The sequence below is a fragment of the Luteimonas composti genome (assembly GCF_042678665.1).
GTDB lineage: Bacteria > Pseudomonadota > Gammaproteobacteria > Xanthomonadales > Xanthomonadaceae > Luteimonas > Luteimonas composti.
The window spans coordinates 136,624-148,517 of sequence record NZ_JBHTKU010000005.1; the positions used below are offsets into that span (position 1 = coordinate 136,624).

Genomic DNA, 11,894 nt, shown 5'->3' on the forward strand with positions numbered 1-11,894 from the left:
GCTCGAGTGGCAGGGGCGGAAGGATTCGAACCTACGCATGCCGGGATCAAAACCCGGTGCCTTAACCACTTGGCGACGCCCCTGTGAAAGCCGTGATTCGTGATTCGTGATTCGTGATTGGGGATTCGGAAACAGCAGGCGCCTTCGCCCCGTCGAATCGCCAATCGCCAATCACCAATCACCAATCACCAGTCACGCTTCTTCGAGCGCATCCAGCAGCGGCGATCGCGCGGCGCCGGCCGCCACCCACGCCCTGAGCGAGGATGGCAGCGCCGCCAGCGCGGCCTCGGCGGATTCGCGCGTGGCGAATTCGACGAAGCAGCCGCTGCCCGACCCGGTCAACCGTGGCGTGCCGATCCGCGCCAGCGCTTCGAACACCGCCTCGACGGCGGGTTCGCGGCGGCGCAGCACCGGCTCGAACGCATTGCCGAGCCCAGCTCCCGAAACGAAGTCGGCTATTGTCGCGGGTGCGGCATTCCTCGTCAATTCAGGGGCTTGGAAAAGCGCCGCGGTCGCCACGTGTACCGCCGGATCGGCCAGCACGTACCAGGCCGGCGGCAGTTGCACGGGGGTGAGCAGCTCCCCGACCCCTTCTGCCCAGGCGTTGCGGCCGCGCACGAACACCGGCACGTCGGCCCCCAGGCGCAGCCCCAGTGCGGCCAGCCGGTCCTCCCCGAGGTCCAGCCCCCACAGCCGGTCCAGCGCTCGCAGCACGGTCGCCGCGTCCGAGGAGCCACCGCCCATCCCGGCGCCCGCCGGTATCCGCTTTTGAACGCGGATGTCGACACCTTTACCGACATTCGCCTCCATTTTCAGCATGTTCGCGGCCCGGACCATCAGATCGTCCGCTTCGGCAACCCCCGCCACCGAGTCGCCCTCACGGCGGACCGCGCCATCGTCGCGGAGCCGCAGGTGCACGGTGTCGCCCCAGTCCAGGATCCGGAACAGGGTCTGCAGTTCGTGGTAGCCGTCGGCCCGGCGCCGGGGAATGCGCAGGAACAGGTTGAGTTTGGCCGGTGCCGGCCAGGACGACCAGGCCGGATCGGGGAACGGGCGCGCCACCTCAGTCCGCCAGGTCGTCGCCGGCGACGTCGGGATGGGCCTGGCGCCAGGCCCGCAGCGCGCGGTTGTAGGCCTCGGCATAGGCATGGGCCTGGTGCTTGAGCGCAAGGTGCGCGCCGCCCATGACCACGTCGCCGGTGCCGTCCAGGATCCGCATGTCCTGTATCCGGCCCACCGCGGCATCGCGGTCCGCGCCGTAGCCCGGCGCCAGGCAGGCGAAGCCGCAGACCGCCACGGGGCGCAGATCGCCGTCGGCCACGCGTTCGCGCATGTCGGCCGCCGGATCGCCCAGGCGCAGTTCCCCCAGCGCCCGTGCCAGCACGCGGTCGGGCGCCTCGTGGCCGTCTTCGGACACGGTCGGCCCGCCCGGCACCACGGTCCAGCCATCGACCAGCAGGCGCACCCGGGCATCGCCGCGGCTGGCCTCGATCCGGCGCGGCAGCGCGGGCTGGCCGATACCGGCCTCGTACCAGTCGCGGTAGGCGATCTCCCAGCCGCCCTGCGCGATCGAGGCCGGCAGCCCGCCCTCGCCCGCGCGGACCTGGGCCGGCCCGTAGACCGCCTCGGGCGCGGCGACCGCCCGCACCCAGTCCACCATCGCCCGCACCGGCACGCTCCAGCCGGTGGCCGCGAACAGCAGGTCCTCGACGTCCGCGCTCTCGCGCGGCCCGCCCTCGACGCCCTCCAGACGCGCCGAGCCGGCGTCGCCGCTCAGCCGCCAGCCCTGACGGGTGACCGGCGCGGCCAGGGTGATGTCGTAGCGCTCGCCGCGCTGCGTCCAGTCGATGCGGCCGCTGCCGCCCTGGCGGCCGCCGGAGATGGCGACCCGGCCCGACAGGCTCCAGTCGGCCAGCGAGGCCCGCTGCAGGTCGGCCAGGCGCACCTGCGCCGGATCCACCGGTGCCGGCGCACGGGCGGGCTGCGAGACGCAGGCCGACAGCGACAGCGCCGCGACCACCGCCAGCGCGCAGGTATGCAGGCCTCTCATGCTCCGGTCTTCTCCAGCGCACGCTGCAGCGACCGGTTCTCGGGATCGAGCCGGCGCGCATCGTCGAAATAGCGGCGGGCCTCGTCGCGCCGGCCCAGCATCCACAGCACCTCGGCGATATGGGCGGCGATCTCGGCGTCCTTCTGCAGGGTGTAGGCGCGGCGCAGTTCCACCAGCGCTTCGTCGAGGCGGCCCAGGCGGTAGAGGACCCAGCCGTAGCTGTCGATGATCGCCGCGTTCCCCGGCTCGGCCACGCGCGCGCGGTCGATCAGCTCCAGCGCCTCGCCATAGCGTTCGGTGCGGTCGGCCAGGGTGTAGCCGAGGGCGTTGAGCGCGGCGACGTTCTCGGGCTCGGCCACCAGGATACGGCGCAGGTCCGCCTCGGCGCGCGCGATATCGTCGCGGCGCTCCCACATCAGCGCGCGCGCATAGAGCAGCGAGGGCTCGTCGGGCCAGTCGGCCAGGCCGCGCGCATAGGCGTCGTTCTCGGCGTCGAAGTCCTTGTCCTTCGCGCGCAGCTCGCCCTCGAGCAGATAGGCGGCGCGGCGCGCCTCCTCGTCGATCGAGCCGTCCACCTGCAGCCGCTGCAGCGCGGCGAACGCCTCTTCCCGCCGGTCCAGCTCGTGCAGCACGTTGGCTGCGCGCAGGCGGGCCTGCAGGCGCGGCTCGCCGCCCGGGACGCTGCCGTACCACTCCAGCGCCTCGGCGTGGCGGTCGAGGAATTCGGCCACCTGCCCCAGCAGCAGGCGCTGCTGCGGCTCGGGATCGGCCGCGTCGCGACGCAGTTCGTCGTACAGCGCGGCCAGCGTTTCCTTGTCGTCGGCGCGCGCCAGCAGCGAGGCGCGCAACGCGTAGCTGCGCCGGTCCTGCGGCCCGCGCGCCAGTACCTGCTCGGCCGCGGCGAAGTCGCCGAGCGCGTCGTATTCGGCCGCCATCGCCAGGCGCAGTTCGGGGACGATGCGGCCAGCGTCGCCGACCTCCTCGAGCGCGGCGCGTGCGCCGTCGAGATCGCCCGATTCGCGCAGCAGCGAAGCACGCAGCAGCGCGATGCGCGGCTCGCCCGGGAACCGCGCCACGATCTGCTCGACCACCTGCCGGGCCAGTTCGCCCTGCTCCAGCCGCTGGGCCAGGTCGCCGAAGGCCAGCCAGGCCTGCAGATCGTCCGGCACCGCGCCGGCGTCGAGCAGGCGACGCATGATCCGGCCCGACGTCTCGGGGTCGCGCGGGCCGGTGGCGATCACCGACAGCGCATGCCGCCAGCCGGCCGGATCGGGGTCGGCGATCAAGGTCCGCAGCCGGCGCAGGGCCGCCCGCTCGCGCCCCTGGCGCAGGGCCAGGGTGGCCTCCGCGGCACGCATCGCTAGCGAACCGGGCGCGCGCGCGCTCCACAACGACAGGGCGCGAGCGGCCAGGGCGTCGTCATTGCCGAGCAGGGCGATGCGGGTGGCGCGCTCGGCCAGGCCCGCCTCGTCGTCCCCGGCTGCCCGGGCGGCGTCGAGGTACCAGGCGGCGGCCTCGTCCAGGCGTCCGGCCTGCAGCGCGAACTCGCCAGCCATGGTGGCGCCGAGCACGTCCTCGCGCAGGGGATCGGCGCCGGCGAGCACCGGTCCGGCGGACAGGGTCAGCAGCAGGCAGGACAGCGCGATCCGGCGGACTGGGTTCGGAAAAACGGGCATCGACGTCGGCCGGGCCTTAAAATGGTGTCCTGACGACCGGAAGCTTATCGCAAGCGCCTGAACGGCAATCGCCGCGGGCAGCCAGCCAACGCGCATGACCCTGTACGCCCTCGGCATCAACCACCAGACCGCTCCGGTCGCCCTGCGCGAACGCGTGGCCTTCGGCGACAGCGCGATTCCGGCGGCGCTGGCCGAGCTGCGCTCGCTGCCGGGGGTGCGGGAGGTGGCGCTGCTGTCGACCTGCAACCGGACCGAGCTGTACGCCGCGGCGCAGGACGATGCGGTGCTGGCCGACTGGCTGGCCGCGCATCCCGGGGCGGAGGACGCCGCGGCCGATGCCCAGGGCCTGCACGCCTACCTGTACCGCCACGCCGGCGACGAGGCCGCGCGCCATCTGTTCCGGGTGGCCTGCGGGCTGGACTCGATGGTGCTGGGCGAGCCGCAGATCCTGGGCCAGGTGAAGCAGGCCTGGGCGATGGCGCGCGAGTCCGGGGCGCTGGGCGGCGAGCTCGACCGGCTGTTCCAGCACGCCTTCGTGACCGCCAAGCGCGCCCGCACCGAAACCCGCATCGGCTCGAGCCCGGTGTCGGTCGCATCGCTCGCCGTGCGCCTGGCGCAGGAATCCTTCGCCCGTCCCGACGATTCGGTGGTGCTGCTGATCGGCGCCGGCGAGACCATCGAGCTCACCGCGCGCCACCTCGCCCAGGCGCGGGTGAAGCGCCTGCTGATCGCCAACCGCACCTACCGCCACGCGCAGGAGCTGGCCGAGCGCCACGGCGCGGTCGCCCTGCCGTTGGACGAGCTGGAGCGCCACCTGTTCCTGGCCGACGTGGTGTTCAGCGCCACCGCGAGCCAGGTGCCGGTCCTGACCCGGCGACAGATCGAGCAGGCGCTGGCGCTGCGCAAGCGCCGGCCGATGCTGCTGATGGACCTGGCCGTGCCGCGCGACATCGAACCGGAAGTGGCCGGGCTCGAGGACGCGTTCCTCTACACCGTGGACGACCTCGACCGCGTGGTCGAGCAGAACCGGCGCAGCCGCGGCGACGCCGCGCAGCAGGCCGAAACCATCGTCGACCTGCAGGTCGGGCGCTACGCCCAGGCACTGGCCCTGGGCGCGCGCAACGAACCGCTCAAGCGCCTGCGCGCGCACGGCGGCGCGGCGCGCGCCGAACTGGCGGCGCGCGCGCAGCAGCAGCTGGCCGCGGGCCAGGATCCGGCCGTCGTGGTCGAACAGCTCGCGCACGCCCTGACCAACCGGCTGCTGCACGTGCCCACCGCGGTGCTGCGCGACGCCGCCGCGCGCGGCAACCTCGAGCTGCTGCGCGCGTTCGAACCCCTGCTGCCCCCCGCAACGCCCGACGACGACGACGATGCTGCCGACCCTGCGCCGTAAGCTGGAGGCGCTGGCCGAACGCCGCGACGAACTCGAACGCCTGCTCGCCGATCCCGCGGTGGCCGGCGACCAGGCGCGTTTCCGCGCGCTCTCGCGCGAATTTTCCCGGCTCGAACCGCTGGCCGTCGCCCTGGCCGACGAGCGCCGCGCGCGCGAGGACCTGGGCGCGGCCGAGGCGATGCGCGCCGATCCGGAACTGCGCGACCTGGCCGATGAGGAGATCGCCGCCGCGCAGGCGCGCCTGGCCGAACTGGACGAGGCGCTGATGGCCCTGCTGGTGCCGCGCGACGCGCGCGACGACGGCGGCCTGTACCTGGAGATCCGCGCCGGCACCGGCGGCGACGAGGCCGCGATCTTCGCCGGCGACCTGCTGCGCATGTACACCCGTTACGCCGAGCGGCAGGGCTGGCGGGTTGAAGTGGAATCGGCCAACCCGGGCGAACACGGCGGCTTCCGCGAAGTCATCGCGCGCGTCGATGGCGAAGGCGCCTATGCACGCCTGAAGTTCGAATCGGGCACCCATCGCGTGCAGCGCGTGCCCGAGACCGAGTCGCAGGGCCGCATCCACACCTCGGCCGCGACCGTGGCGATCATCCCGGTGGAGGAGGAAGGCGAGCCGGTCGAGATCAATCCGGCCGACCTCAAGGTCGACACCTTCCGCTCCTCCGGCGCGGGCGGCCAGCACGTCAACAAGACCGACTCGGCGATCCGCATCACCCACCTGCCATCCGGCATCGTGGTCGAGTCGCAGACCGAGCGCAGCCAGCACGCCAACCGCGACAAGGCGATGAAGCGCCTGCGCGCGACCCTGGCCGAGGCCGAGGCCGAGCGCCGCGCCGCCGCCACCGCCGCCAGCCGCAAGCTGCAGGTGGGCAGCGGCGACCGCAGCCAGCGCATCCGCACCTACAACTATCCGCAGGGCCGCATCACCGACCACCGCGTCGAGGGGCTGACCCTGTACGACCTGCCCAACGTGCTGGAAGGCAATATCGACGCCCTGGTCGATCGCCTCTCGCGCGAACACCAGGCCGACGAACTGTCCCGGTTGACCGAGGGAACCTGACCGATGCACACCACCGTGGCCCACGTCCAGCCGGCCGACCTCGATGCGCTCGCGCCGCTGTTCGACGCCTACCGCCAGTTCTACGGCCAGAGTTCGGACGTGCCGGCGGCGCGCGACTGGCTGCGCACCCGCCTGCGCTTCGGCGAGTCGCGGGTGCTGCTGGCGCGCCGCAACCGCGAGGCGGTCGGCTTCGCCCAGCTCTATCCGATGTTCTCGTCGGTGCGCATGGCGCGCATCTGGATCCTCAACGACCTGTTCGTGCTGCCGGCCACGCGCCGCCAGGGCATCGCCCGCCAGCTGCTGGACGCGGCCGCGGAGTTCGCCCGCGAGGACGGCGCCGCCGCGATCCAGCTCGAGACCACGCGCGACAACGTCGCCGCCCGCGCCACCTACCGCGCCGCCGGCTGGCACGAGGACGCAACCCAGTGGTACTCGCTGGCGCTGAAGTGAGCGGCCGGCCCCTTCGCCGCGCGCGGGGCGGCCGATGAACGCCATGCAGCCCGGCGACCCGCGCGCCATGGCGCGGCAGGGGGTGCGCCGCGAGCCTGGCAACGCCTTCGCCTGGATCCTGCTGGCCGATGCCGAGGTCGAGGCCGGTGCGGCGCAGGCCTGCATCGACGCCGCACAGCGGGCACTGCAGCTCGCGCCCGGCCACCCCGAGGCGCTGGCGCGGCTGGGCCGCGCGCAATGGATGCTCGGCCGCCACCAGGATGCCGTCGCCAGCCTGCGCGGGGCCGCGCGCAACGCGCCCTCGCACCCGGGCATCGCGGTGTGGCTGGCGCACGTGCTCGAGGACGCCGGCGACGCCGAAGGCGCCAACGCCACCTACGCCCACGCGCACGGACTTGCGCCCGACTCGCCCGAGATCGCCGCCTACCTCCTGGCCTGGCGCCGGCGCCTGTGCGACTGGCGCGGGATCGATGCGCTGTCGACGCAGGTGCGCGCCGCGATCGCCGCCGGCCGTGCGGCGGTCGAGCCCTTCGCCTTCCTCAGCGAGGACGCCAGCGCCGCCGAGCAGCTGCGCTGCGCGCGCCTGCGCGCGGCCCCCATCGCCGCAGCCGTGCGGCCGCTGCCGCCACCGCCGCCGCGTACGCCGTCGGCGCCGCTTCGGCTCGGCTTCCTGTCCAACGGCTTTGGCGCGCATCCCACCGGCCTGCTGACCGTGGCGTTCTTCGAGGCACTGCGCACGCAGGCGGAGATCGAACCGCACCTGTTCGCGCTCGCGCCGCATGACGGCAGCCCGATCGCGCAGCGCCTGGCCGCCGCCGCGCGCTGGCACGACGTCTCGCGCCTGCGCCATGTCGAGGCGGCCATGCGGATCCGCGCGGCCGGCATCGACGTGCTGTTCGACCTGCGCGGCTGGGGTGGCGGCGGGCGGCCGGAGATCCTGGCGCTGCGCCCGGCACGGGTGCAGGCCGGCTGGCTCGCCTATCCCGGCACCAGCGGCGCGCCCTGGCTCGATCATGTCGTCGCCGACCGCTACGTCCTGCCCGACACGCTGGCGCCGCACTTCTCGGAACGGGTCGCCTGGCTGCCGCGCTGCTTCCAACCCTCCGACACCCGCCGCGCACTGCCCGCGCCGCCTGCCCGCGCCGACTGCGGCCTGCCCGGGGACGCGGTGGTGCTGTGCTGCTTCAACAACAGCTACAAGCTCAATCCCGCCAGCTTCGGGCGGCTGCTGGCGGTGCTGCGCGGGGCCCCTGGCAGCGTGCTGTGGCTGCTGTCGGGACCGGGCGAAGCCGACCGCCGCCTGCGCGAGGCTGCCGCGGCGCAGGGCGTGGATCCGGCGCGGCTGGTGTTCATGGCCAAGCAGCCGCACCAGGCCTACCTGGCGCGGCTGCAGCTGGCCGACCTGTTCCTCGACACCAACCCGTACAACGCGCACACCACCGCATCCGATGCACTGTGGGCCGGCTGCCCCGTACTGACGACCCCCGGCCAGACCTTCGCCGCGCGCGTGGCCGGCAGCCTCAACCACCACCTCGGCCTCGACGGGATGAACATGGGCAGCGACGAGGACTTCATCGCCACGGCCATCCGCCTGGCGCGCGACCCGGACGAACGCACCGCCCTGCGCGCGCGCCTGGTCCGCGCGCGGGACGAGTCCGGCCTGTTCGACATGGCCGGCTTCGCCCGCGATTTCGCCGCGCTGGCACGGCGCCTGGCCGATGGCCCGCCGCCGGGCTGATCCTCTCCGCGCGCTTGCGGTAGGCTGCGGCCATGACCGCCATCGACGACAAGATTCCGCTGGGCCTGTGCCTGCTGACGGTGTCCGATACGCGCACCCTCGCTGAGGATGCGTCGGGCGACTACCTCGCCGGGGCGCTGCAGGCCGAAGGCCATCGCCTGGTCGAACGCGCCCTGCTCCCCGACGACCGCTATGCGCTGCGCGCGCTGGTGTCGAAGTGGATCGCCGATCCCGCGGTGGATGGCATCCTGGTCAGCGGCGGCACCGGCTTCACCGGTCGCGATTCCACGCCCGAAGCGCTGCTGCCGCTGCTGGACAAGCAGATGCCCGGCTTCGGCGAGCTGTTCCGGGCGATCTCCTTCGAGGAGATCGGCACCTCCTCGCTGCAGTCGCGTGCGTTCGCGGGGTTGGCCAACGCCACCTTCCTGTTTGCCCTGCCCGGCTCGACCTCGGCCTGCCGCACCGCTTGGGAGCGGATCATCCGCGCGCAGCTCGACGCGCGCACCCGCCCCTGCAACCTGGCCACGCTCAGGCCACGGCTGTCGGAACCGGCGTGAGCCTGCGGAGCCGGATCGCCGCGGCTCCTCCACCGACCGGGGCGGCAGCGACCCGAGGATCGGTCGCGTGAGCCGGATCCAGCGCACGACGGACTGCGGCGCGCCGCCGCAGACCGGGCTGCCGGGCGAAGCGCCGATCGGCCGCTGCGGCGTCGCGCGGCCGCTGCGGCGGCCCTCGCCCTGAACCATGCGGATCCTGCTGCTCGCCGCATGCCTGCTGCCGGCCCCGGCAACCCTGGCGCAGGACGCCGCACCCGCACCGCCTGCGCCGCCGGCGAGCGCAGCCGACGCGACGGACCTGGAGCCGGTGCGCGTGATCGGCCGGCGCCCCGACCCGTTCGGCTTCCGCAACCCGGTCGAGGCCGAAGGCACGGCCTTCAGCCGCGACTGGGACGAGCCGCCAAGCATCGAGGAGATCGGCCTGCGCGGCGGCATCGTGCAGATCGGGATCAACAAGGGGCTGGAGCTGGCCGCGAAAGGCATCCGCAGCCTGCCCTACTGGCAGGACCAGGTCATCGGCGCGCAGGCGCGTCCGCCGCCGCTGGACGAGGCCCAGCTTGCGCGCGCCGCGCGCCTGCGCGGGGCCGACGCGAGGCCAGGCGGGGAAGGTGCGAACCCGCGGGAAATCACGCCGCCGCACTGACGCCGGCAGGCGCGCCCTGCGAACGGCACGCGCCTGCCGTTCGTGCCGGCATGCGATACGCGCGCGTGGCCGCGCCAACGCTCCGCTAGAGAATGTCGAACCCCTGCACGGCCTCGTCGGCCTCGTGCGCGAACCGTTCCACACCGGAGACCCGCGCCGCGGGCGGCCCGTCCTCGAGCCACCGGGCCAGCGCAACGATGGCCTGCGCTTCGCCGACCGCCACCACTTCCACGCGACCGTCGTCGAGGTTGCGGGCGTGGCCGCGGAGTCCCAGGCGCAGGGCCTGCTCGCGCGTGGAGGCTCGGAAGAACACGCCCTGCACGTGCCCGCCGACCAGGAAGCGCGCCGCGCTGTTCATGCCTTGGCGGCTTCGGCAGGCTGGGCCTCGAGCCTGGGCCCGCCGCTGGCCTCGATCGCGGTCTCGATTTCCCTGGCGGTGACGGGGCCCAGGAACTGCCGCGCCACCTTGCCGTCGGGGGCGATCAGGTAGGTCATCGGCAGGCCGCGCGGCGTGTCGAAGTCCGCCGGCGGTGCGTAGACGTCGATGATCGCGATCGGATAGGCCACCGGATGCTCGGCCAGGAACGACTGCATGGACGCGACGTCGATCTCCTCGTAGGCCAGGCCCACCACGCTGATGTGTTCGCGCATGGTGTGCAGCGCCGAGAGTTCGGGCATCTCCTTCAGGCAGGGCGAACACCAGGTTGCCCAGAAGTTGACCACCACCCACTGTCCGCGCTGCTCGGCCAGGTCGTAGCGGCCGCCGTCGATGGTGTCCACCTGGAGGCCCGGCTGGTCCGGGCGCTCGGGCTCCAGCGGTTCGGTCGCCACCGTGTCGGCCGGCGCGTCCGTGGCGGCGGCGGCGTCGCGGGCGGGCGCAGGATCGGTCGTGTCGGGGGCGTCGCTGGCCTGGCGGCAGCCTGCCAGCAGCAGTGCGAGGAGAACGGCGGCACAGACGACACGGTTCATGCGGGACTTCCTGCGGAGGGATAGAGGTGGGCCACGTTGCGCTTGAGCAGGTCGCGCATCGGCAGGCGGAGATCGTCGAGCGCCGCGATCGCGGCCGCGCCGAGCGCATCGTCGCGGCAGGGCAGCCAGGCCTCGGTGACGGGCACGCGCAGCTGGCAGGCTTCGTAGAGGTCGGCCAGGGTCAGGGTGTCGAGGTCGCGCGCGAGCAGCCATTCGCCGCTCTCGGCGCGCTTGAGCAGGTCGATGTCGGCCAGCTGTTCGAGGAACTGCTGCAGCTGGCTGTCGGTGAGCATCGGCTCGATTTCCAGCATCTGCGCGGTGTGCAGGCCGCGGCCGGACCGCCGCGCCTCGGCGAAACGGCCCAGCAGGCGCAGCAGGCCGTAGATCTCGTAGCCCTCCGGCAGCCGCATCGCGGCGGGCTGGTAGCGGAAGGCCGACACCGCCGATGCGAAGGACGCGCCCAGCAGCACCGCCACCCAGCCCAGGTAGATCCAGATCATCAGCACCGGCAGCGCGGCCAGCGTGCCATACAGGCGCTGGTACGTATTGAACATGCCCAGGTACAGGCCCAGTCCCCACTTCACCAGTTCCAGCAGGACCGCCGCCAGCAGCGCCCCGGCGAAGGCATGGCGCAGGGCGACCGAGCGGTGCGGCACCACCCGGTACAGGGCGGTCACCAGCAGCAGTTCGATCGTGAACGGGCCCAGGCGCAACGCCAGGCCCGACAGGGCCTGCCCCTCCGTGGTGCTGAACACGGGCAGCGCCAGCAGCCATGCCGACATTGCCAGCGATGCCGCGGCGAGCAGCGCGCCCAGCGTCAGCACGGTCCAGTACACCAGGAAGCGCCCCAACTGCGGCCGCGACGAGGGCACCCGCCAGATCTGGTTGAAGGTGGCCTCGACGCTGTTCAGGGTGATCAGCAGCGACACGATCAGGCCCACGGCGCCGGCCACGGTGAGCGTGGTCGCGTTCTCCACCAGCTTCAGCAGTTCCACCTTCAGCGTGCTGGCAGCGCCGGGAACGAAGTTGGAAAAAATGTAGTCGGTGAGATCCTGGCGCCACTCGGCGAACATCGGGAAGGCTGACAGCACCCCCAGCACCACGATCGCCAGCGGCACCAGCGCGAAGATCGTGGTGTAGGCCAGCGCCGCCGCGGCCTGGAACAGGCGGTCGTCGAGGAAGCGGCGGGCGAGGAAGCGCGCGAACGTGCCCACGCGCTCCCGGTCGCGCACCCGGTCCATCCATTGTTCGAGCGTCGCCAGCGGCTGCATCGTCGCAGCGTAGCAAAGCCGCGGCCCACGCCGTGAGCCGCGCGGCAAAGCCTGTCAGAATTGCGCTCCTTGCCCGCGGAGCCG

The 11,894-nt window shown here is 73.2% G+C and carries 11 protein-coding genes, 1 tRNA gene and 1 pseudogene; 6 read left to right on the forward strand and 7 right to left on the reverse strand.

Annotated elements, in window-relative coordinates; translation table 11 throughout:
• Positions 1–7: 7 nt before the first annotated feature.
• The 4 genes and pseudogenes from ACFQ2D_RS15405 to ACFQ2D_RS15420 form a co-directional block, all read right to left on the reverse strand.
• Positions 8–83 (reverse strand) — tRNA-Gln (locus ACFQ2D_RS15405).
• Between the two features lie 109 nt (positions 84–192).
• Positions 193–1,062: a 4-(cytidine 5'-diphospho)-2-C-methyl-D-erythritol kinase gene (gene ispE, locus ACFQ2D_RS15410; RefSeq protein ID WP_280942907.1), complete on the reverse strand. Its 870-nt coding sequence runs from the start codon at positions 1,060–1,062 to the stop codon at positions 193–195.
• 367 nt (positions 1,063–1,429) lie between these two features.
• Positions 1,430–2,050: pseudogene (gene lolB / locus ACFQ2D_RS15415) on the reverse strand (lipoprotein insertase outer membrane protein LolB); the annotation flags it as partial.
• Positions 2,047–3,726: a tetratricopeptide repeat protein gene (locus tag ACFQ2D_RS15420; RefSeq protein WP_280942905.1), complete on the reverse strand. Its 1,680-nt coding sequence runs from the start codon at positions 3,724–3,726 to the stop codon at positions 2,047–2,049. The pseudogene lolB and the gene ACFQ2D_RS15420, both read right to left, overlap by 4 nt.
• Positions 3,727–3,820: 94 nt before the next feature.
• On the opposite strand from ACFQ2D_RS15420, the gene hemA reads away from it, so the two are divergent.
• The 6 genes from hemA (at position 3,821) to ACFQ2D_RS15450 (ending at position 9,570) form a co-directional block, all read left to right on the forward strand.
• Positions 3,821–5,119 carry a glutamyl-tRNA reductase gene (gene hemA / locus ACFQ2D_RS15425; RefSeq protein ID WP_280942904.1) on the forward strand — a complete coding sequence of 433 codons (1,299 nt, stop codon included), beginning with the start codon at positions 3,821–3,823 and terminating at the stop codon, positions 5,117–5,119.
• Positions 5,097–6,182, forward strand: a complete 1,086-nt coding sequence (gene prfA / locus ACFQ2D_RS15430) for a peptide chain release factor 1 (protein WP_280942903.1) — start codon at positions 5,097–5,099, stop codon at positions 6,180–6,182. The genes hemA and prfA overlap by 23 nt, the downstream gene beginning before the upstream one ends.
• A 3-nt stretch (positions 6,183–6,185) precedes the next feature.
• The gene (locus tag ACFQ2D_RS15435; RefSeq protein WP_280942902.1) at positions 6,186–6,632 is read left to right on the forward strand and encodes a GNAT family N-acetyltransferase; all 447 of its coding nucleotides are present in this window, start codon (positions 6,186–6,188) and stop codon (positions 6,630–6,632) included.
• A gap of 43 nt (positions 6,633–6,675) precedes the next feature.
• Positions 6,676–8,370 carry an O-linked N-acetylglucosamine transferase, SPINDLY family protein gene (locus ACFQ2D_RS15440; protein ID WP_280942923.1) on the forward strand — a complete coding sequence of 565 codons (1,695 nt, stop codon included), beginning with the start codon at positions 6,676–6,678 and terminating at the stop codon, positions 8,368–8,370.
• Positions 8,371–8,402: 32 nt separating this feature from the next.
• Positions 8,403–8,927 carry a molybdenum cofactor biosynthesis protein B gene (moaB, locus tag ACFQ2D_RS15445; protein WP_280942901.1) on the forward strand — a complete coding sequence of 175 codons (525 nt, stop codon included), beginning with the start codon at positions 8,403–8,405 and terminating at the stop codon, positions 8,925–8,927.
• Between the two features lie 187 nt (positions 8,928–9,114).
• A complete protein-coding gene (locus ACFQ2D_RS15450; protein WP_280942900.1) occupies positions 9,115–9,570 on the forward strand; it encodes a hypothetical protein in 456 nt (151 codons plus the stop codon).
• A gap of 85 nt (positions 9,571–9,655) precedes the next feature.
• Here the strand turns inward: ACFQ2D_RS15450 and yccX are convergent, their stop codons facing one another.
• Genes yccX through ACFQ2D_RS15465 form a run of 3 tightly spaced genes read right to left on the reverse strand, consistent with a single transcriptional unit; the run spans position 9,656 to position 11,810 of the window.
• Positions 9,656–9,928: an acylphosphatase gene (yccX, locus tag ACFQ2D_RS15455; protein ID WP_280942899.1), complete on the reverse strand. Its 273-nt coding sequence runs from the start codon at positions 9,926–9,928 to the stop codon at positions 9,656–9,658.
• Positions 9,925–10,539 carry a TlpA family protein disulfide reductase gene (locus ACFQ2D_RS15460; RefSeq protein ID WP_280942898.1) on the reverse strand — a complete coding sequence of 205 codons (615 nt, stop codon included), beginning with the start codon at positions 10,537–10,539 and terminating at the stop codon, positions 9,925–9,927. The genes yccX and ACFQ2D_RS15460 overlap by 4 nt, the downstream gene beginning before the upstream one ends.
• Positions 10,536–11,810: a YihY family inner membrane protein gene (locus ACFQ2D_RS15465; RefSeq protein WP_280942897.1), complete on the reverse strand. Its 1,275-nt coding sequence runs from the start codon at positions 11,808–11,810 to the stop codon at positions 10,536–10,538. Before ACFQ2D_RS15465 ends, ACFQ2D_RS15460 begins: the two co-directional genes overlap by 4 nt.
• Positions 11,811–11,894 lie beyond the last annotated feature (84 nt).